This is a genomic window from Cryomorpha ignava, assembly GCF_010686655.1.
GTDB classification, from domain to species: Bacteria; Bacteroidota; Bacteroidia; order Flavobacteriales_D; family Cryomorphaceae; genus Cryomorpha; species Cryomorpha ignava.
The window spans coordinates 1-22,332 of sequence record NZ_JAAGVY010000051.1; the positions used below are offsets into that span (position 1 = coordinate 1).

General features: G+C 38.6%; 17 protein-coding genes. 11 read left to right on the forward strand and 6 right to left on the reverse strand.

Annotated elements, in window-relative coordinates:
* Positions 1–431 precede the first annotated feature (431 nt).
* The 5 genes from G3O08_RS17920 to G3O08_RS17940 form a co-directional block, all read right to left on the reverse strand.
* Complete coding sequence (locus tag G3O08_RS17920; protein WP_163286834.1) at positions 432–1,328, reverse strand: alpha/beta fold hydrolase; 897 nt, start codon at positions 1,326–1,328, stop codon at positions 432–434.
* A 142-nt stretch (positions 1,329–1,470) separates the two neighbouring features.
* Positions 1,471–2,259 carry an SDR family NAD(P)-dependent oxidoreductase gene (locus tag G3O08_RS17925; RefSeq protein ID WP_163286835.1) on the reverse strand — a complete coding sequence of 263 codons (789 nt, stop codon included), beginning with the start codon at positions 2,257–2,259 and terminating at the stop codon, positions 1,471–1,473.
* A gap of 6 nt (positions 2,260–2,265) precedes the next feature.
* Positions 2,266–2,913 (reverse strand): DUF6134 family protein, encoded by a 648-nt coding sequence (locus tag G3O08_RS17930; RefSeq protein ID WP_163286836.1) that lies wholly within the window; start codon positions 2,911–2,913, stop codon positions 2,266–2,268.
* Between the two features lie 309 nt (positions 2,914–3,222).
* The gene (locus tag G3O08_RS21780) at positions 3,223–4,707 is read right to left on the reverse strand and encodes a glycine betaine ABC transporter substrate-binding protein (protein WP_163286837.1); all 1,485 of its coding nucleotides are present in this window, start codon (positions 4,705–4,707) and stop codon (positions 3,223–3,225) included.
* Positions 4,700–5,428, reverse strand: a complete 729-nt coding sequence (locus tag G3O08_RS17940) for an ABC transporter ATP-binding protein (RefSeq protein WP_317164104.1) — start codon at positions 5,426–5,428, stop codon at positions 4,700–4,702. The genes G3O08_RS21780 and G3O08_RS17940 overlap by 8 nt, the downstream gene beginning before the upstream one ends.
* Positions 5,429–5,806: 378 nt before the next feature.
* Between G3O08_RS17940 and G3O08_RS17945 the strand changes: the two genes are divergently transcribed.
* The 5 genes from G3O08_RS17945 (at position 5,807) to G3O08_RS17965 (ending at position 11,428) form a co-directional block, all read left to right on the forward strand.
* Positions 5,807–6,700, forward strand: coding sequence for a TraB/GumN family protein (locus tag G3O08_RS17945; RefSeq protein ID WP_163286839.1), 894 nt, complete (start codon positions 5,807–5,809; stop codon positions 6,698–6,700).
* A 57-nt stretch (positions 6,701–6,757) separates the two neighbouring features.
* Entirely contained in the window at positions 6,758–8,311 is a 1,554-nt protein-coding gene (locus G3O08_RS17950; RefSeq protein WP_163286840.1) for a DUF6056 family protein, read from the forward strand.
* Positions 8,312–8,393: 82 nt separating this feature from the next.
* Positions 8,394–8,609 (forward strand): hypothetical protein, encoded by a 216-nt coding sequence (locus tag G3O08_RS17955; RefSeq protein WP_163286841.1) that lies wholly within the window; start codon positions 8,394–8,396, stop codon positions 8,607–8,609.
* A 96-nt stretch (positions 8,610–8,705) separates the two neighbouring features.
* Positions 8,706–10,553 (forward strand): LTA synthase family protein, encoded by a 1,848-nt coding sequence (locus tag G3O08_RS17960; RefSeq protein ID WP_163286842.1) that lies wholly within the window; start codon positions 8,706–8,708, stop codon positions 10,551–10,553.
* Positions 10,553–11,428 (forward strand): diacylglycerol/lipid kinase family protein, encoded by an 876-nt coding sequence (locus G3O08_RS17965; RefSeq protein ID WP_163286843.1) that lies wholly within the window; start codon positions 10,553–10,555, stop codon positions 11,426–11,428. The genes G3O08_RS17960 and G3O08_RS17965 overlap by 1 nt, the downstream gene beginning before the upstream one ends.
* Before the next feature lie 169 nt (positions 11,429–11,597).
* Here the strand turns inward: G3O08_RS17965 and G3O08_RS17970 are convergent, their stop codons facing one another.
* On the reverse strand, positions 11,598–12,608 hold the full coding sequence (locus tag G3O08_RS17970; RefSeq protein WP_163286844.1) for a potassium channel family protein: 1,011 nt from the start codon (positions 12,606–12,608) through the stop codon (positions 11,598–11,600).
* A gap of 180 nt (positions 12,609–12,788) precedes the next feature.
* On the opposite strand from G3O08_RS17970, the gene G3O08_RS17975 reads away from it, so the two are divergent.
* From G3O08_RS17975 to G3O08_RS18000, 6 genes are all read left to right on the forward strand, one after another.
* On the forward strand, positions 12,789–14,033 hold the full coding sequence (locus G3O08_RS17975) for a hypothetical protein (RefSeq protein ID WP_163286845.1): 1,245 nt from the start codon (positions 12,789–12,791) through the stop codon (positions 14,031–14,033).
* A 500-nt stretch (positions 14,034–14,533) separates the two neighbouring features.
* Positions 14,534–15,013, forward strand: a complete 480-nt coding sequence (locus G3O08_RS17980) for a hypothetical protein (protein ID WP_163286846.1) — start codon at positions 14,534–14,536, stop codon at positions 15,011–15,013.
* Between the two features lie 304 nt (positions 15,014–15,317).
* Positions 15,318–16,874, forward strand: coding sequence for a hypothetical protein (locus tag G3O08_RS17985; protein WP_163286847.1), 1,557 nt, complete (start codon positions 15,318–15,320; stop codon positions 16,872–16,874).
* 6 nt (positions 16,875–16,880) lie between these two features.
* Positions 16,881–17,342 carry a hypothetical protein gene (locus G3O08_RS17990; protein ID WP_163286848.1) on the forward strand — a complete coding sequence of 154 codons (462 nt, stop codon included), beginning with the start codon at positions 16,881–16,883 and terminating at the stop codon, positions 17,340–17,342.
* Positions 17,330–18,862 carry a hypothetical protein gene (locus tag G3O08_RS17995; RefSeq protein WP_163286849.1) on the forward strand — a complete coding sequence of 511 codons (1,533 nt, stop codon included), beginning with the start codon at positions 17,330–17,332 and terminating at the stop codon, positions 18,860–18,862. The genes G3O08_RS17990 and G3O08_RS17995 overlap by 13 nt, the downstream gene beginning before the upstream one ends.
* 4 nt (positions 18,863–18,866) lie before the next feature.
* Complete coding sequence (locus tag G3O08_RS18000; protein WP_163286850.1) at positions 18,867–22,331, forward strand: cell division protein FtsA; 3,465 nt, start codon at positions 18,867–18,869, stop codon at positions 22,329–22,331.
* Position 22,332: the final 1 nt, after the last annotated feature.

Below are 22,332 nucleotides of genomic sequence, written 5' to 3' on the forward strand. Positions count from 1 at the left end.
CAGGGAGAAGTTAACTCGGGGTTAACCCTGTCAGTTCACCGAGTGATATTCTGCGTTAATGAAATAGACCCACCCTGCTCAAAAAGACATCCCTATCTCGTACCCATATCACTGACAGGGAGAAGTTGGCTCGGGGGTTAACCCTGTCAGTTCACCGAGTGATATTCTGCGTTAATGAAATAGACCCACCCTGCTCAAAAAGACATCCCTATCTCGTACCCATATCACTGACAGGGAGAAGTTAACTCGGGGTTAACCCTGTCAGTTCACCGAGTGATATTCTGCGTTAATGAAATAGACCCACCCTGCTCAAAAAGACATCCCTATCTCGTACCCATATCACTGACAGGGAGAAGTTGGCTCGGGGGTTAACCCTGTCAGTTCATGGTCATTGACAGGGAGAAGTTGGCTCGGGGGTTAACCCTGTCAGTTCACGGGTTTAATTCGTGAAGTACTTCCTGTAATTTTATATTAAATGCTCTTGGATTTTCGGTCATTGGGTAGTGGCCTGTACCTTTTATTTCTAAAACTTTATAGACCACGCCGGTTGATGCCAGATTTTTCTCATTGGTTTTTGGCAAAACCGAATTGATTAAAAACAGCTTTTTGTCAATCTCTGCTAGCCGTTCTTTTTCTTTGGGACCATAGTCAAAAACAGCCTGTAAAACAGAAGTTGAAATGTGCGGATTGGCAGTTTTGATATCGTTTAGCACTTTCTGTTTCACCACGCTGTCGGTCTCTGAATGAAAAAGTGATTGTTCAGCATACGCGGGAGCAATCTCGGTATATTGCTCCTGAAGCATAATCATAAACCTGTCAATCTCGGCTTTCATTTCATCGTTTAGCTGTTGATCTACATCTTTAAAATTATCCACACCAATCAACGCTTTAATATTTTTGTTTTCGTGGGTAGCTTCCAAAATGATATCTCCCGCCATAGAATGGCCAATTAAAACCACATTCTGTAAATTCAGTTTTTCAATAACGGTGTTTACATCATTGGCATAAGATTCTATACTGTATAATTTTCGGTCTTTTCCGGACTTGCCAAACCCTGGGAGATCGATAGCCACGGTTTGATAATCTTTAGAGAAAATAGTGATCTGCTCTTTCCAATAGGTTTGATCAATGCACCAACCATGCACAAAAAAAAGTGTAAGCGGGCCGCTGCCTTTTTCGGTATAGAAAATTTCTACTCCATCTGTTGCGGTTATTAATGAGTCTTGGGTGTTGGCCTCATCAGAAGTATTGCTAAAATTGATATTGTTACAAGAGACGAGTGTGGCACAAGCTATCGCGACCAAGCACAGTTTTAAAAAATTTTTCATAAAATAACCTGATGTTTAGTTCGGAAAGATACGCGAACTTACGATTCTTGTCAAAAAAAACTACCACCGTTGCAGCAATGATGGCATCTCCAAAAACAAAAAACAAAAAACCAATCACCAAAAACCAATCAACAAATACCAACTACATCGCCCGATGCTTTTCAGTGCGCTCTCGCAGCGCATCATATCGCTCAATGGCCTTGCGGTCAATAACATCGGGATCGCTGTGGTTGAGTTCAATATCAATTAATCGTTGCTCACCTCCAAAAATCACATGATGTTCTTTGTTAATTAGGCCGTCTAAAGATACACGAGCAACCATTTTAGGGTCGTCCATATTTTCCACAGCGGCATTTTTCATCATAGGGGTTTCGGTGGCAGTGGGATAAATGGTCATAATATGCAGCGGATATTGATAGAGATCGCGGCGCAGCGCGTCAGAAAATTGTCTGATTCCTGCTTTTGTGGCAGCGTAAACGTTGTAAAAAGGCCAGGCAATAAATCCAAGACCGGATGATACGTTGACAATAGCTCCTTCGTTTGACTTTTTGAGAAGGTGAAGGCATTTCTTGGTGAGCAAAATAGGCCCCGTTAAATTTATGGCAACCTGATTTACAATATCTTCATCGCTTATATCTTCCAATGCTCCGGCGCTCACCACCCCGGCATTGTTAATGAGAATATCAAGCGCACCCCAGGTTTTCTCGATTTCTGATATGGCTCTGTCCAGATCTTTTGGGTTTGAAACATCGGCCGATACAGCCAGAATTTCAACTTTTGGAAATTCGGTTTTTAAAGCATCGAGTTTTTCCTGATTTCTGGCTAAAACTGCAATTTTATCAGCGCCACGGTTCATCAATTCTTCAAGCAATGCTTTTCCGATACCGGCAGTGGCTCCGGTGATTAAAATATGCTTGTCTTTAAAATCCATAAGCGGCTATTTTTCAGATTCCACTTCCTCTTCCGGTTTGTCCTTATCTAGCTTAACCTGCCGTACTCCGGTAACTTTTAATGTGGGCAGCAATGAGCGTTCAATAATGATAGTTTGCAAACCTTGGTCTGAAGAAAAGGTGTAGGTATTTACATTGCTTTCCTTTTCGGAATCTTTCAATTTAAACTTTCCATCGGCTGTTTCCGAAAGGTCTTTAAAAGCTCCTTCAGTTTCCGAAAAAATCTTTCGGGTGTCTTTGGGTTTATTGAAATAGAGCAGAGCCGACGACCATTTGATATCTTCGTAAATTCTGGTAGTATGCCCATCTGCCACCACGGTATAATGATCTCCGGTACGCTCGCAGTTTACATTATTCTGTACATTTCCATTTAAATAGATGGTTGCAGATGATGAAACTAGAATTCCACTTTTATAAATAGCCTGAACCTTATAAGACACATTTACCTCAAATAAAATACGCATAGATACTTCAGATGAAACATCGTACCTTACGTAATCGCCTTCGGGGGTGCGTGTTGCGGTAATGCCGCCCACTACCTTATCGCTTGACGATACTTCGTAATTGCGTAAATAGATTTGTGCATTTGCCGAAAGGCAAAACATTACTGCAAGGCTGAGAAAGAATGATTTCATATTCGTTTTTTTATGAGGTCTCGAAAGTATTAATATTCTTTCGGTTTACTTGTATTTTGATCAAGAAAGTAAATCACAAATTGCATAATCTATTCTAAATTTTAGCGGCTCATAGCTTAACTGCCAAGTACATTTTAGTTTGATATTTAAATTTATGCGTAAAAGGTGGTATGGCGTTTCCTGGGCTTGAATATCAGGCTGCTTGTCCTGGTCTGGCAAATCGCAGTGAGACGATTATTGCGTCAATTTTGGGTTTCAAGTTGGCCTTATTATAGTACTTTTTTCAGGTGAACGACGAAACTGGAGGCATTAAACTTCTGCGATTCCTTTTGGTCTTACGGCTTTTTCTACCAGCGCCATTCCCTGATCTGCTACAAGAGCGAGAATTGCTGCCGGGATGGCTCCGCGCAAAATCAATGCATTGTCATTTAAAGTGATTCCTGTAATTATCGATTCGCCCAATCCGCCGGCGCCAATAAATGCGGCGAGGGTTGCTGTGCCGATATTGATAATGAGAGCGGTGCGAATTCCGGCCATTATTGTGTCCATGGCGAGGGGCAAGCGCACTTGAATCAGAATTTGAGTTTTGGTCATTCCCATAGCTCTTCCGGCTTCAATAAGTAAGGGATCTGTGGCATTGAGACCGGTATAGGTATTTCTTAAAATGGGAAGAAGCGCATACAGAAAAAGAGCGATAATGGCTGGTGTAAAACCTATTCCGAAAAGCGGAATCATAAAGCCCAAAAGCGCCAGACTGGGTATTGTTTGCAGCACGCCGGTAGCGGCGAGAAAGAATCCGGCAATGCGCTTTTTATTGCTAATGTATATAGCAAGCGGCACTGCGAGTAAGATTGCTAAAAGTGTTGCTAGAAAAGTAAGTTCAATATGTTCAATAAGCTGGCGCAAAAGGGGATGTACGGAAATAGTGCCCGGCTTTTCAGAAATAATTCCCTTTGCAGTAAGAAAGATATTCGCAACTTCAGTAAGTGGCTTATGCTCTACTTCGTACGCATAATTGAGTTGTTGCATGGTTTTCTCATCGAGAATTCCTTCGAGTTTTTTTAGCGCTTTCAAGATTTCCGGATACTCAGCGGCCGTATTTTCGTTTATAAGCGGAATAGCATAGTATGGTGGAAAGAATTTTTGATCATCGGTGAGAAGTTGAAAATTGTAGTTGCTCAAACGTCCATCGGTGCTGTACGCGTCGGTGAGATCTATTTGCTTCTCGGAAAGGGCTTTGTAAGCCAGTCCGTGATCAATGCCACGCGGTTTTTCAAGTCCCAGATTGTAATATTTGTTTAAACCGATGAATCCATCGGATCGTTCAATAAACTCATTGCTAAAACCGGGTTTTAAATCTGTTCGGTTTTTGAGATCTGATAGTTTGGTGAGTTCGAGCCCGGGTCTGGCAACGATTACATAGGTATTGTTAAAGCCAAAGGACTTGCCTGCGATAATGGAATACTCTGTTTTTAATCCATCAGAGACCTGGCTGGCGACCTCGTCGGTTGATAACCCTACGGCATCGCGGTGCAAAATAGCTGTAAGCGCGGTGCCGGTATATTCTGGATAGATGTCTATTTCGGCGGTGCGCAGTGCCTCAAAGCAGATGAGTGTGCCGCCGAGGCCAAGCCTTCTTTTAACTGTTAGATCGGTGTTTTGCTCAATGGTTTGAGCCATTATTTCTGCAAGTAGCCGAGACTCGCCGTGTAGTTTGGAGCCAATGGAGATGGTTTGGCTGTAGAGTGTGCCCGAGATCAGAATTAAAGAAAATAAAATGAGAATTTTACGCATCGGCCTCATCTCCTATAAATTGCCTTACGTATTCGTTTTTGGGATTTGCTTTTATTTCATCTGGAGTTCCGGTTTGCACAACTTTGCCTTCATTGAGTATAATAATTTTATCGCCCAGGGCAAATGCTTCGCGTACATCGTGTGTTACAAAAATACCTGTGAGGTTAAGCTTTACTTTCAGGTTTTTCACTTCAGATTGCAGCTCTGCCCGCGTTATGGGATCGAGCGCAGAGAAGGGTTCGTCAAAGAGCATAAGTTGGGGCTTTGCAGCCAATGCCCTGGCAATACCCACGCGTTGTTGCTGTCCACCGCTCAACTCTGCCGGATACCGGTTTCGGTAAATATTTGGAGGCATGTGAACGAGGTTTAAAAGTTCATCTACGCGGCTTTCTATTACGCTTTCAGGTTGGTTATTAAGTCGGGGTACGAGCCCAATATTTTTGCCAACTGTCCAATGCGGAAATAAGCCGGGTTGCTGCAAAACATATCCAATTTTTCGGCGCAAAAGGGTTGACGAGCTATTTTTTATATTCTGGTCAAAAACGGCAATCTGCCCTGAATCAACCTCGTACATTCTATTGATCAATCGCAGGAGAGTGCTTTTTCCACTTCCGCTTGCGCCAATTATACAGAGCATTTCGCCTGCGTTTACAGAAAATGAAACGTCAGAAACGGCGTGTACATCGCCAAATGACTTTGATATGTTGGTAGCTTTTACGATTTGCTAAATATACGCGTTGGGGGTTAAATGGAAAGTGAAAGATTGTAATCGAGGCATTGGCGATAATTTCTGCCTGCGGTTGCGTGAGGACGTACTGCGGCATCCTTTTATGTGGGGTTGCGTTTTTGGTGCATTGTGCAAAAACAGTGACCGGAGGAAACTCGTTTTTGCACATATGCACCCCGCAACGCCGCACGAAAGATAAAGCAGGTAGGCCGACCGCCGGCTTGAACTAACGAGGGCCAGAGAGGGATAGAATAAATTATTATAAAAATAAGAGACTTAAGAATGAGGCCGGGGATCACGCCCAAAAATTTATTTGAAACCACCTTGAGCTGCATGGCTAGAATGCATACATTTGAGCTTTAAAACGGGAATATGAAAAAAATTATTTTTAGTGCCGCTTTGCTCTCGATTGCCGCATTTGTATGTGCGCAAGAAGTTACTGCTCAAGATTCTAAACTGGATGACAGTATGCTTTGGAGTATTGTAAATCCAAAAGCTCCGGCCGATACTTCTTACCTTTTTGGTACGATACACCAGATTTCGCAGAAGGACTTTTCGATGAGCGACAAGGTGGTTGATGCCCTGTATAAAAGCGAGGCGCTGGTTACGGAAGTAGATCTTTCTAACCCGGATATGGTAGGCGAAATGATGAGTAGAATGACGATGAAGGATGGAATGACGCTGGAAAAATTGCTGAGTAAAAAAGAGTATGCTTCGCTAAATGGTTTTATGCTGGAAGGCACCGGACAGAGCCTGAGTCTCTATAACGATAAAAAACCTTTTGTGACGTCTATCGCGATTATGAATTATTTTATTGACGGCGCACCGGCGAGTTATGATTTGGTGCTTACGCAGATGGCGGTAAACGATAGCATGAAAATTTTGGGACTGGAAAGCATTTCGCAGCAAATGGATATGCTCGATAAAATGTCGTACAAAGAGCAGGCAAAATACCTGATGGAGCTTGTAGACGAGAGCGAAAAAACCAAAGCGCTTTTTGGAGAAATGGTTTCGGCATATAAAGGAGAGCGCCTGACAGATTTAAGCGAATTGCTTGATGAAAATATGCATAGCGAAGAAGAAAAGAAGGTTATGATAACGGATAGAAATAAAAATTGGGTGCCGTTGATTGAATATATTTTACAAGAGAATAGATCATTTTTTGCGGTGGGTTCAGGACATCTTGCCGGTAAGTCGGGATTAATTTATTTATTGCGCGCAGCGGGTTTTGAGGTTGAGCCGGTTTTTGAAAAGGTGGAAGAGTAAATAGCAATTCCATTATGTTTTTCTCATAGTTGAACGGGCTTCTGAATTTTTGATGCAATGAAAACGAAAAAAATTATTGGGGTGCTCGCCCCGATATTGCTTTTGGCTTGTCTTATTCCTTTTTTAATATTGTGCTTTTACTGTTTCCCATCTGTAGACGATTTTAGCTACGCCAATATTGCTGAAAGTTATGGCTACATAGGTGCTCAAATTCATTGGTACACTACTTGGACCGGTCGCTATTTTGCTACGGCTATTTTGAGTTTTTTGCCTGCCCTCATCACCAATTTCACCTTGTATCATCTTTTTAGTTTGGTGGTTCTATCGGGTTCTCTGCACAGTATCTATTTTGTTATTCGCAGTCTGAATTCTAACGGTCGCAAATGGCATGTCTTTTTAATGGCTTTAGCCGCAACTTTATCATATCTGCTTTTTTTACCCGATATTACTGAGGCGTATTATTGGTTTCCCGGAAGCGTTACATACCAGCTGGCGAGTGTTTTAGCGACTTATTTATTAGGTATTGCTATTCGTGTTGAAGATGCAAGCCATACAACTACCAAGGTTTGGTTAACCATGTGTGTTCTGGCTTTTGTGGTTGTAGGAAGCAACGAAGTAGTGATGGTTGTTACCGCAATTTCAGTTACGCTCTATTATTTGTTTTCTTTGTTTCAACATAAAGTAATTTATAATGGACGATTCCTACTTCTTATTACCACGGCTCTAGGTAGCGCGTTGATGGTTTTTGCTCCCGGCAATAATCTAAGAGCTGAGAACAATCTTGCTAAAAGAAGTATTGACCAACTTAGTGAAGCTTTCTCGCTCTCATTTAATGATCTTACAATTTTTGTTGGTCAGTATCTCTGGATTCCTGTTTTACCGCTTTTGGCTTTAAGCATGCTTTATTTTGCAAGGCCTGAAAGAACAAATGTAAAATGGGGGCATCTATTCATTACAATTGCTTTATTATTTGTACTAATTTTCAGTGTTATTTTTCCCGGCTACTATATCTACAAAATGGCTGCACCACTGCGCACCCAAAATTTTAATCTATGGATTTTGGTGCTTTGCACTATTGTGATTGGACGTATTTTATCTCCATTGATTTTCTCGTTAAAATCATTTTCACCTACCTCGCGTATCAACTTGGGCTCTATAGGGTTTTTAATTTGTATTTTTCTTTTTTCAGGATCTAATAATACCCAAAGAGCTTATGCCGATTTGTTTTCTGGAAGTGCGAAAGAATTTGAAGAGCAATATAATCACCGAACCCAATCGCTTTTGAGTTGCACCAATACAATTTGTAAAGTACCGGCCTATTCGGTTTATCCATTTACTACATTTCACTCCGACTTAGATTCCGATCATGAGAACTGGTGGAATTTTCTTTATGGTAAATTCAATGGCAACAAGCAGGTTTCAGTAGATTATAGTGATTTAATTCCGTTTTATCATCAAAGCATAAGTTTCAATCCGGGAGATTCGTCTATTGAAAATTATAATATTGAAAATCTGACTGATTCTGTTGGTTACAATGGCGGTTATTCCTATCATATATCACCCGCTGTGGAGTACGGCGGAGGCTTTTCTTTTAAAATTAGATACAATTGAAACGCGTTTTGGCAATCAACCTGGTTACCTTAGAATAAGTTCAGATGCGTATTTTGTAGATTCACTTCGCAACCTGCATGTAGTGTCAGTAATCAACGGGCGGTCTGGAAATCTTTTAAATTGGCGATCCGTAACATGGGAGAAATCGAATGATCTCGGAGATGGATGGGAACGAGCTGAAATTTTGATACCGCTCTATCAACTCGACCTGCGTGCAAATGTTAAGTTTAAAATATTCTTATGGAATCCCGAAAAGCGAAATGCCTTTGTTGATAATCTCACTTACACCATTTATTAACAATACCGATACACTGCCGTCACTAATCTGAAGTGGTGTTAATTAACTCTTTTAGCCCCTCTTTATTTACTCGTGGGCTTCTGTATATTTGCACGAATGAAAAAAATCGGTCGGGCATTTCTCTTTTTTCTGCTTCACTTCGGATTGGTATTTCTGCTTTTTTCTGTGCTTAGGCTGCTGTTTTTTGCATTCAATCACAGTTATTTTCCAGATACCCAGCTCATCAACTTTATTGGTGGCATTAGGTTCGACTGGCTGACAATTACTCTTTTATACGCCCCGTTTTTACTGCTTTTTCCTTTTCTTTTTCATAGGCAATCTGCGATTTTAAAGGTTTTCTTTTTGCTGAGCTCGGGGTTGGCTATTGCGCTGAATGCCATAGATTTTGAGTATTATAAGTTTACGCTAAAGCGCACTACTGCCGACTTGTTTACCACCAAAGGAATAGCGCAAGATATTGGCAATCTTTTTGTCGCATTTTTTGTTGACTACTGGTACATTATAGCGGTGGCGGTGATATTATTTTGGCTCATCGCCAAAGGGTATGAGAAGCTTAGGCGATTTAAAACGAGTGCACTTTCTGTTGGTCAATCGCTTTTGTTTTTTCTTATTTTATTGCTCATTTATGCGCCCGGCGTGCGTGGCGGCTTACAATACCGTCCGCTTAATGTGGTAAATGCCAGCGCTTACGCGAAAGCTAAAAATGTATCTATTGTGCTCAATACGCCTTTTACAATTATAAAATCGGCTTATAAAGAGGATATAGAACGGGTAGATTATTTTCCCGCAGATGAGCTGAAATCGATTTATTCTCCGGTGCATCATTTTGCTGAAGATAGTGCTATTAAAAGGCTGAATGTAGTGGTTATTATCGCCGAAAGTTTTTCGAAAGAGTACGTAGGTGCATTAAACGATTATGCCGGATACACTCCTTTTTTAGATTCACTGATCAATAATGGGTTGGTTTTTACGAATGCATTTGCCAATGGAAAGAAATCTATTGAGAGCCTTCCGGCCATCCTTTCTGGAATACCTACGCTGATGAACTCGTCGTATATTACGGGAAGGTTTGCCACCAATCAAATTGAGGGTTTGCCGGCATTTTTAGAAAGGCAAGGTTACGCAACCACTTTTTATCACGGTGGCGAAAATGGTACAATGGGCTTTCAGGCTTTCAGCCAAATGGCAGGCGCAGAGCGGTACGTGGGAAGAAACGAATATCCCAATCAGGATGATTACGACGGCCACTGGGGTATTTTTGACAAACCTTTTTTACAATTCTGCGCCGCGGATATGAATGCCACTCCTCAACCATTCTTCGCCAGTATTTTTACATTGTCTTCTCACCATCCTTATACCGTTCCTGAGCCATATAAAGGCCGTTTTGAAGGCGGGCCATTACCCATTTTAAAAAGCGTTGAGTACGCCGATTATTCACTACAGCAGTTTTTTGAAACGGCGGCTACCATGCCCTGGTTTGATGAAACGCTTTTCGTAATTACCGCCGATCATACTTCGCAAAGCTATACGACAGATTACAGCTCGTCGATGGGAATTTACCGAATTCCCATCCTTTTCTATTGCCCGAAATATATCGATCCGCAACGCGATGACCGGATAATGCAGCAGAATGATATTTTTCCGTCTGTGGTTGATTTTTTGGGACACGATGCAGCTGTTTTAGCTTTCGGTAATTCGGTATTTTCGAACAGTGTCGACCCGTTTTCAATCAGCTATCTCAACAATATATACCAATTGGTACAGGGTGATTATTGTTTGCAATATGATGGGAGCGAGGTTATTGCATTTTACAATTGGAAAGCAGACCCTGAATTACAGAAAAATTTAATAGCTTCCGCTGATTTTAAGCCATACGAACGAAAGATAAAAGCGATTATACAACAATACAATAACCGCTTAATTGAAAACAAACTAATGCCGTAATGCCCGCGGAACGCAAGAAGAAGATACTGTTTATCATCAATCCACATTCGGGGATCAAGAGCAAGCTAGGCTTTGTAGACCTGATAGAGCAGCAAATACGGGAAGATTTTATTGTAAAAACCCGATTGACACAGCGACCCGAGCATGCCACCGAGATAGCGCTCGAAGCGGTAGAAAGCGGAGTAGATGCCGTAATAGCTGTGGGTGGCGATGGCTCTGTAAACGAAGTGGGCAGGGCATTAATTGGAACTGATGTGGCGCTCGGGATTATTCCACTAGGATCTGGCAACGGCTTTGCGCGACATTTGAATATTCCGCTTCACGAGAAGGATGCCCTGCAAACTATCAACCAGTTTAGAACCCAGATTATTGATACGGCAACAATAAATGGAACTCCCTTTTTAGCCACAGCCGGGCTCGGCTTTGATGCCCAGGTGGGCTGGCAATTTGCCAATCACGGCACCCGCGGATTTCTATCTTATGTTCAGATTACAGCCAGTGCTTTTATGGGCTATAAACCTAAAACTTATCAGCTTTCAATTGATGGTAAAGAGATAGAGACCACTGCTTTTTTAATCAATTTTGCCAATGCGGGTCAGTATGGTAACAATGCATGGATAGCGCCTTCGGCATCGCTTTCAGACGGATTACTGAATATTTGTATTCTCGATAAATTTCCGAAATATTATGTGCCTAGTATTATCTACAAACTCTTCAACAAAAAAATAGAAAAGTTGAAGTATTACCGGTTTCTGCAGGGAAAAGAAATCTGGGTGCGCAATCCCGATATCTACCATATTGATGGCGAGCCAAGAGGAACGGATGTAGATTTGCTGATAAAGATTGTTCCCCTGTCGCTGAAGGTTATTTATTAAGTTTTGCTGCAAGCTGCAGGCTACAAGTATTTAGATCAAGCCACTGTCTTGGCTTCAAGACGTCGCTCCGTCGACCGTCGGGAGTGGTATGTAAGTGGTATTCACCCCCGCAAAGCGGGATCTGAAGACCTGCGGTCAAAATGCATTCAGATAAGCTTACCCACAGAAATCATTCCACTTCAAACTCGTGCTTCAATCTGCGTATTTGTTCGGGATTTCCCAAAACAAACAAGATGCTATCGGCGTGGAGCACGGTTTCAACCGCCGGATTAATAATCATTTTAGAATTTAGTGACTTCATCCCAATAACATTACAGCCGGTTTTTTTTTGAATAGCTAAATCTTCAATGGTAAGTGCGTGTACATTTTTGGGAAGCAAGCTTACGCTCACTTCTTCAACAATGGTTTCGCTCAAGCCGCCAACAGAGAGGTGGTTTATAAATTCGGTAACGCCGGGTTTCATTAGGTTGTGCGCCATGTACCCACCACCCAGCACATTGGGAGTTACGGTGGTATTGGCGCCTGCGGCCATTAATTTTTTTACCGTATTCTCTTCATTCGCGCGAGCCGTAATCACTAAATTTTTGTTTAGCTGTCGAGCTGTTATAACTACGAAAATATTATCCGCATCTTCTTCCAGAGAAGAAATGAGTCCGCGGGCGCGAAGGATTCCCGCTTTTTCAAGTACACTGTCTTCCGTTGCATCTCCTTCAATAAATATAATGTCTTTTTGCTGTGAAAGCTCGTTGAGTCTACTTTCATTCTGCTCTATCACCACATATTCCTGCCCATAGGCTCTCAACACTTTTGCTGCTTGGGCACCATTTCGGCCATATCCACAGATTACAACATGATCGCTTAGGTGTTCCATCTTTTTTTTCAATGATTTGTATTTTAGAAATGCCTGTATGTTTTCTGATGAAAGTATTTTCCAGAGAGAGGTTACGGCAAAAGCAAAAGTACTAAAACTCATTACGATCAGCACGATGGTAAATTCTTTGCCATAGCCTGTAAATGGTCTTACCTCATTAAAACCAACTGTAGAAACTACCTGCATGGTCATATACAGGGCATCTCTAAATTCATAATTTTCAATAAGCATGTAGCCGACAGTACCGAAACTAATAATCCCAAAAAGGATAAGAAGGAGCTTGCGAAGTGATCTGAATGGGTTTATCATATTTGTCGGGTACTAATTAAGCTATTTTATTTAAAGTAGAACCCCCATATCTTGGCTATTTTTCAATAAAAAGTGAAGGAGTCATTGGCACGTTTTGATTTTTAAATAAACTTATTGTAAAAGGCTGTTCACTTTTATAAAGATACCTCGATAAGCTATCAAACAACGAAAATCGCACTCATGAAATCATCAACTTACACTTTAATCGGCCTACTGTTTATGGCAATTACATCATGCACCGGCCAGAGCAATTCTGACAATTCTTACAGTCAGGAAGATCAATATGCTCAACCTAATTCTAATTATTCTGATTATCCAAATCAAGGTCAAAATCAAGGTCAGAATCAAGGGCAATGGCAAGGTCAGCAGCAAGGTCAACCAAATACATACAATACGAGTAATAATGGAGCAAGCCAGCAATCTTATGCGCAAAACCAAGGTGGCGATAATATTGTAATGCACCCGATCATGGATCCAAAAACGAATCAACCATTATCACAAATTCCACTGCCTGCCAGCTGGAAAATACTAACAAACGTTCAACCAAATTCTCCCGGCATTACCGGCCCTGATGGAATAGAGGTGTATTTTTATTCGTATCAGAGTTTTGTGTATTCAAACGATCAATTTATGCAACAGTCCTATCAAGCAGCGGGTCAACAAATGCGCCAACCTGCCGGAATTGAAAATTTACTGAATCAGGATCTTAAAAAAATGGCACAAGGTATTGGGCTAAAATTTATCAAAAACTACCCACTTCCGCAGGTTGCTCAGGCAGATAAGTCTTACAACGATAAACTCTATCAGGTAGGTCAGCCACAAAATACATTTCTCGCTGCCGGAAGCGATTGGGAAGATACTAAAGGAAATAAAGTGTCATTGATCGTGCATTACAATGAAAGTGTGGCCTACGGTTCGGTTTACTGGGGCTATTTTGTTCAGGTATTGGGAAGCAAAGCGGCAGCTTTCGAAAATGCAAAGAAAACCTATATATATGGATTGGTAAATACACAGTATAACCAACAAACAATTGCGTCTAACAATCAGCGAGAAGCCGCCAAAGCAAATCAAAGTATGGCAGCGAACAACCAAAGATTGCAAAATAACCAGGCTAATTTTGAGGCACAGCAGCGTGCTCACCAAAGCGCTTCAGATGCTTGGAACAAATCATCTATGGATGCATACAATAGCCGCTCTGCATCTCAAGATAGAATGCAAAACCAAACAATTAACAGCATTAATGAAACACAAAATGTTACAGATCCGAATAATGGCCAGCAATATCAGGTAGAAGGTTATTCAAACCAATACTGGATGAATGGACAAGGAGAGTATATTCCTTCAGACAACAGTTTGTACAATCCAAATCAGGATTCGAATTACAACGATCAAAACTGGGAAGAAGCACCGGTAAATCCGTATTGAGAAATGCATTGCGATTTCATTGACTAACGGCCCTGACCAAAACTATGAGCCCGATAAGAAATTATCGGGCTCTATTTTTTGTTGGTGATTTTGGATAATGTTTATTCTCAATAGAAAACCTTACTTATCCCGCCCGGCTGAATTCGCTCGTTTTCATTTACTTTTGGTGAGAGCTCGCTTTGCATTTACCTTTCAAGATTTCGCATAGTAATAATGCGTCAATGCACTGGTAGAGATTCTACGAAACATTCACTACCCGTCATAATCGCTATCGCGCAACTTGCCCTTCCCATTATACCTTGGTTCATGACAGCAGAAATTTACATCCATCCATTTGCACCAACGACAAAACCTGAAAAGCCGATTGGATAATCTCTACGGAATAGATATATTTGAAGAATCCAAGCCAGAGATTTGCACATAAGCGATATAAACCATATTAACGAGTGGGATGTGGGGTTTATACGGATGTTGTACACCAGCTAAAAACCGAACTCAAATTGATAAAAAAGATACTAATTGGAATTTTAGCATTTATAATCGGAATTGGAATCGCATACTATTCCGAATCTTTTTTTCGTAACTTAATTCAAGATATTTTTCAGTGGTCAACTTCTGATAATATAAAATTTATAGGAAAGAATTTTTATGTTTTCTCAAACAAACTTTACTTTACTACATTCGGAATTGGATTTCTGATTTTGACACTCGAAAATCTGAATCAAGAAGTCAATCAAATGTTAAAAAATGTAGTAATAAGTATTCTGATTTTCGGCATAATATTAATCGGAATTTCAGCAACTATCGCAAATATGAAAGTTGTGGAATGTACAGCTTGTGACAACGGAATTAGAAATTTACATTGGAATGAAATAAACTACGGACTGATTATTGGAACAAGTGCTATTTTATCAATCATTCCGAGTCTGATAAGAATAATTATACGTAGGAAAAAAGCCAGTGTACAACACCGTGTATAAACCATTGCTAGGTCTGTGCTCATCTGGAAAATTCTTGGGAATTTTCCAGCGTAGTTTTGTATCTTTAATGGTTCGTGTTTGAGACACGCAACGGCTCATACACATCAACGTTATGCCCAATTAAAGAAAGCCAGCCGCACAAACAGCACATTTGGTTTTTTGCCGACACGAAAGCCAGCGCAAAAAAAACCAAAAGAGCTGTTTTTTGCCAACGCACCAAAGAAAACGAACAGAATGAGGAAAACCATAAAAAAAGAAGTAGAATGAATTGTACTTTTAGAAACTTAAATAAGCGGAAATAAATATGGAGCTAACAAAGACAGCCACAATTGAAAAAAGGTTATTCCAACTGACACTTTTAAAAGTGGCAGGACAAATAAATAACCGAAGAAAGACGGTTTTAATTATCTTTTTCTCCTTAATACTCCTGACCAGTTGCACATCTGAATTTCAATCATTCAATGACACGGCATTAGAATTTGCCAATAATGACAAACGTATTGACCAAAAAGAGTTTGAGACATTAATAGAAGACATTTCCGTCTCAGATGAGCGTGGTTTTACCCAGTTCAAAGATGACAACAGTAATATTGACAATTCAAAGGTTGTTTCTTACCTACTCAAATATTATTCTGCAAAAAACCTAAATCTTACTGAAGCTGATATTTGGCAGCCTGAATCTGAAACCCAGCAAACAGCATTTAATGTTAACGTCTACTTAGAAAATTCGGCAAGTATGGACGGATACGTAACGGGAGTTACAGATTTTGAAACCGCAATTTACAACCTGTTAGGAGATTTTAAGATAAGCAAAGTTTGCGACAGCTTAAACTTAAATTACATCAACAACAGCATACCTTACTCGAAAAAAAATGCCTTACCTGCTGATATTCAAGATTTCATTGAAAAGTTAGAACCATCTACTTTCCGACAAAAAGGTGGAGACAGAAGTGTTTCAGATCTTAAAAATATCATTAACACGGTACTCAATACAGTAGATGACCAAAACGCAGCTGTTCTGATTTCTGATTTCGTTTTTAGCCCCGGTAAAAATGTAAATGCACAAGATTATTTAAACAATCAGGGAGTTGGAATCAAAATTGATTTTGCTGAAAAAATAAAAGATTTTGACTTATCCGCTGTAGTAATTCAATTAGAATCAAATTTTGACGGAGTATATTATGATAAAACAAATAAGTCAATTCCGTTCAAAGGTAAAAGACCCTATTATATTTGGATTTTTGGGAGTAATCAGCAAATTAGCTCCATTTTGGACAAGAAAATTTTGGACAATATTAAAGGCGGTTATTTAAATAGGTTGATTTTACAATCAATAAAAGAAACAAACAATCCAAATTACAAAATACTGTCAAATCCAAAAATTGGAGATTTTAGCCGAGCTGAATTAAATAATAAGATACTTGCAGATGCATCCCTTTCAAAAGACAATCAAAATAAAGGCTTGTTTGGATTCAGTATAGCTGTTGATTTCAGTAAAAGTTTACAAGACGCCAGTTACTTTTTAGACACAACAAATTATGTATTGAGCAATCCAAATTATCAGCTAGAAGTAGAGACAATCTCGAATAAAAATGATGCTTCACTTTCGGGATTTACTCACTTAATGAAATTAAAGACTAGCGACTTAAGCAATGAAGTTTTAGAAATACAAGTTGTAGGTAGAACACCAAATTGGGTCTTCGCATCTTCTTCGATAGATGACTCTAATATGTTAAATGAAATCTCGGAACAGCAAAAGACATTTGGCTTGCAATATTTGATAGAAGGTGTGAATGATGCTTTTTATCCAAAATCAAGTTCCAATGCAATAAACACATTTACGATAACAATTAAAAAATAGAGCACTATGGAAGAATTCTTTGCTAGTTTATACGAATGGTTTGGCCCTAATCCATTTTATTCAAAGGATATGGCTGAATTAATGAGAGGTTGGGACATTACCTGTACCGGTTATATCGGCACACCTTGGTATGTAATCATTGGATGGTCAATGGTAGCAATTACTATAGCTTCCTATGTATTGCAATACCATATTATAGATAGTTCTAAATTTAATAAAAAGCATCATTGGTGGATTGTAGCGGCTATAGTCGTACTTTTTAATTTTCTAAATGCTTTTCTTATTATGAATAACACAATTCAAGCAGGTGACTATTGCACACAGGATAATATAGGTATATCAGATTGTATTGGACTAGGACTTTCGAATGCAATTTGGAGTTTTATTCTTTTCATTCTGCTTACTTCATTCAAGTATCCAAGAAATTTAGGAATCAATTGTAGTCATACAACATTTTGGAAACCTTAAAACAGAAAAATACAATGGCACGATTATACATATTTGCAATAGGAGGCACAGGGTCAAGGGTTTTAAAATCTCTTACAATGCTGCTAGCTTCGGGAGTAAAACCAAATTCAGACAAAAATTTTGAAATTGTCCCGATTATCATTGACCCCCATAAATCCAATGAAGATTTAAAACGCACGGAAAGATTGCTTGGAAACTATCAGACCATTTCAAATGATGCAGGGTTAGATAGCGGATTTTTCAGCACGAAAATCACAACGCTTGATAGATTAACAACATCACAAAATCGACTGTCAGGGAGCTTTACTTTTAATTTACAAGAAGTAGGCGGTAGAAAATTTAGTGAATATATTGGATTCAGTCAGTTGGACGAACCTAATAAAGCATTAGCAGACATTCTGTTTTCAGGAAAATCTATTAATAAACGGCACGAAGAAGTAAATCTGCTAGACGTAGAAATGGATATTGGCTTTGTAGGTAATCCTAATATTGGAAGCATAGTTTTGAATCAAGTTAAAGATTCACAGGAATTTAAGGATTTTGCATCAAATTTCAATGAAGATGACAGAGTATTCATTATTAGTTCAATTTTTGGTGGTACAGGAGCGGCAGGATTTCCAACAATATTAAAAAACATTAGAGATGCGATGAATAATCGCAATATTGATGGCAAGGGATTTTTGCAAGATGCAAAAATTGGAGCGGTGACAGTTCTACCATATTTCAATATTGAAAAAGATAGCGATAGTCCAATTCAGAAATCTGATTTTATAGCCAAAACCAAAGCAGCATTATATTACTACAAGGATAATGTTACGGGCAATAATTCCATAAATTCATTGTACTACATCGCAGATAATTATAGCGGAAAGCCATACAAAAATGACCCAGGAGATAACGGACAAAAGAATGATGCCCATTTTGTAGAAATGGCGTCTGCCCTTGCTATTATTGATTTCTTGGAAACACCGGATAGTGATTTAGAAACATCAGAAGGAAAAGCATTAAAGCCTATTTATAAAGAATTTGGTATTCGCAAAGATTCGGCTGACATCAAATTTTCTGACCTAGAGGATTATACGGAAAGAAAAATTGCAATGCGACTTTCTCAGTTAGCGCTGTTTAGGAAGTACCTCACGGAACACTTGAGCAATGCTATAGAAAAAGAAGCTTGGAGCAATGATTCCCCAGAAATAAACAAAAAATTCATTGACGATACTTTTTACCGCACAAACCTATCAGAGTTTCTATCCTCGTTTGCTGATTGGCTAAAGGAAATGGCTGATAACAAAAGAGGATTTTCTCCTTTTAACCTCGATTCTTCTATTGAGGCACTAATAGAAGGAAGAACGGTTAAAAGCGGTTGGTTTTCATCTAAAGTTGATTTTCCATCAATGGACAACAAGCTGAGCAAACAAGGAAAAGGGAAAACATATAGTTCTGCATCGCAGAAACTGATTAAACTCTTTTATGATACCACGGAAGAAATTCTTACCTCCAAATTCGGATTAAAAAACTAAAGATATGAGCAAAATATTTGGCTACACAAAAAAAGGCGGTCAGCATTGGTTTGCATCTGACGCTTATTCAGATAAAGAAATTGAATCTATTAAAGATCCTGAAGGCGGCAGTGAAATTTCGCTACCAACCGCAATACCAAGCCCTTTTGCAAGAATTGATTTGGTAAAAACTGCCTTTAGAAATATTACTAAATCCCCTGATTTAAAAGCATATACCAAAGATGGAAACGTAGTATCGGGTAAAGACGATGAGAAATTAGTTTCTGATGCTTTAGATCTTGCAGAATTATTATTCAACATTGATAGTATTAAAGATAAAATAAAAATCATTGTTTGGGATAGAGAAACTGAATTAGCTAAGCTAAAAAGTGGTTCAATAGCTCACAGACAACTTGCTGAAACTTTAGAACTTTATCTTGACCAAGATAAAGAATCATACAACTTTGATTTGGTTAATCGACTCTACCTTATTGAATACAATCATAAAATAATTGGTTGCACCTCACCTGCCACACTGTTTTTTGCTACGGCAAATGATTTGTCCCACGCTCAAATCACATTCACAAAAAATGACGTAACTTTTGACAACTCCTATGCGCCACTATATGAAAGAGATGCAGACTTCCAAAAGTACTTTTATCTTCTTTTTAAAGCTAATCCAATTTTATCACAACGACTAACTGTATTAAATGATTATTTGGATAAGAATCTCAAAATTCTAGATAGAGTCAATAACATACTTTATGAAGAGATAAAAAAATTGGATATAGCTGATTTTAAGTCGAACTATGCTGAATTAGATACAGGCCTGTCAGGTGATGTAGTTGAAGTCATTGGAGTCCCGCTGCGTAAGCGAAAAAAGGAAGATGTAATTAATTCCATCCAATCAAGCGATTTTATTATTCAATCAACAAAGTACAAAGGCGAAACAAAACCGCTTGTGCTGCAAAATAATCTTAATAAAGCGTTTAGGTATGTAAATGATAGTTGGGATAATTCTATTCAAGTACCTTTTATTGATAATGAAACCGTATTAGAAAAAAGACGGCTACCAGGAATAAGTATTCAGTACCCATACCTTACAGTTAGCGATTTTTTGGAACCGTACTTAATCCGTTTGGTTTATCCCATTAACAAGGATAAATTTTTTGATGGGAATGTAAATACTGAAGTAGGTAACGATTCTAAAGGTTTCATTTTACCACTAAAGCAAAAGTTTTTCGATTATTTCAATTCGGATGATTTAATAAGCTCATTACCAAACAAACCCGAAATAAAAATGGTTCAGGGTGCTGCGGGTTCGGTAAAGGTTGTTTTGCGCATCCCAATAGCGAAAGAAGGTGAATTTATTTCGTTTGAAAGAACCTATTACCAGTCTCCCGAAAACCAGCTTGGAAAACCAGATGAAGAAAAGAACAAAGGTATAATTGTAGAGCATCAGTTTGGAGTCACAATATTCCCCTTCACAAAAACAAATGATCCAAACATTGAACCTTATTACAGGATACAGTTAGTTGATAGAGATGTGGCAGGAGTTTTAAAAAATGCACACTATGACTTAAAATTCTATTCAAACATTGAAAAGGATCCTATCGAAATTAAAGCAAGGAAAATAAGGAGCAAGAAAGACTCAAGTAATTTATTGCCTGAATCACAATATTACGTGCTAAATAAGGAATTTGATTTCATCCAAGTTAAGAATTTATTATCAGGAGGGATATCAGGAATAATTATCCCAAATTGGCCATCGTATCAGCAAGGTAATTCAGTATTTAGTTTTGCTATTGATTTCGGAACAACCAACACGCACATTGAGTACAAAGTTGATGATGGTTCACCGAAACCATTTGATATTACTTCAAATGATATTCAAATTGCTACATTATTTGAACAAACAAAAAGAAGCGAAGAAATTCTAGGTGGATCGGGTAATATTGCAATTAAGGAGTTTGTTGAAGAGGAATTTATTCCTAATTTAATTGGAAATGATTCTGAGTTTAAGTTCCCTCATAGAACAGTAATTGCTGAAAGCCATTCTTTAAATGTCCAAACTGAGACTTTTTCGTTAGCAGACTTCAATATCCCTTTTATTTATGAGCGAAGACATCGACCGGAAAAAGGAAAGATAGAAACTAATCTAAAATGGGCCAAAAAAGAAATTGGCAATGAAAAGAGAGTCAGAGCATTTTTTGAAAAGATAATGATGCTTATGCGAAATAAGGTCATTATTAATAAAGGAAATTTGTCTGCAACTCAATTAGTTTGGTTTTATCCTTCTAGTATGAAACCAGCCAGGATAGCAGATTTAAAAAGCACGTGGAATGAATTATTCACTGAATATTTTAATCCTGAAAAACAAGCAATAGGGATATCTGAATCTTTAGCTCCTTTCTATTATTTTAAAGGAACCAATAAACTACAAGGAGGCGCATTTAAACCTGTGGTTTCAATTGATATTGGTGGCGGTACAACAGATGTTGTTATTTTCAAGCAAAATAAACCTTTACTTCTTACATCTTTCAAGTTTGCTGCAAATACTATCTTCGGTGATGGATATAGTGAATATGGTGCTGCAAACTCTAATGGTTTAATAAGTAAGTATTATTCACATTTTGAGAGCCTTCTTTTAGCCAACAAGCTTAATGATTTGTCAAAGGTGCTTTCTTCAATTAAGGAAAAAAACAGAACGGAAGATTTAAACGCATTATTCTTTTCTATTGAAGACAATCCCAAGATTAAAGACAAAAAATTGTTTTCATACAATTCACTTCTAGCAAAGGATGAAGACCTGAAAATCATTTTTATTTATTTCTATGCAGCCATCATTTTTCACATTGCTGAATTAATGAAGCAAAAACAGGTTGAATTACCAAAGCATTTAGTTTTTAGCGGGACGGGATCAAAGGTGTTGAATATCATATCTCCTGATCGTAAAATTCTTTCGGAATTTTCAAAAGTAATTTTTGAAAGTGTATATGAGGGAAGTTTTGATTCCGATGGATTAACCATTGAAACTGAAAAAGAAATGCCTAAAGAAGTTACTTGTAAGGGCGGTTTAATGCTCGACCCTGAAGATTTGGCTTTTGATGTTCGTGACATAAAATCAACGTTGACTTGTGTTGAAAGTAAAGGCATTGATAAGCTCACTTATGACCTATTAAATGAGAAAACGAAAGTAGATATCGTTTCCTATGTGAATAAATTCAATTCATTCTTTTTGAACCTAAATAATCAGTTCAATTTCAATGATTATTTCAATGTCTCTGAAAAATCGATGGAAGTGTTCAAGGAAGAATTAAATAAACATCTAAGGGATTATTTAGAAGAAGGATTAGAGTTCAACAAAAAATTAGATAATGTTGGAACAGAAGATAAAGAATTAGAAGAAACTCTATTCTTTTATCCACTTATTGGTGCTATCAACAACCTATCTTCTCATCTATCACAATTAACGCCAATAAATAGCTAAA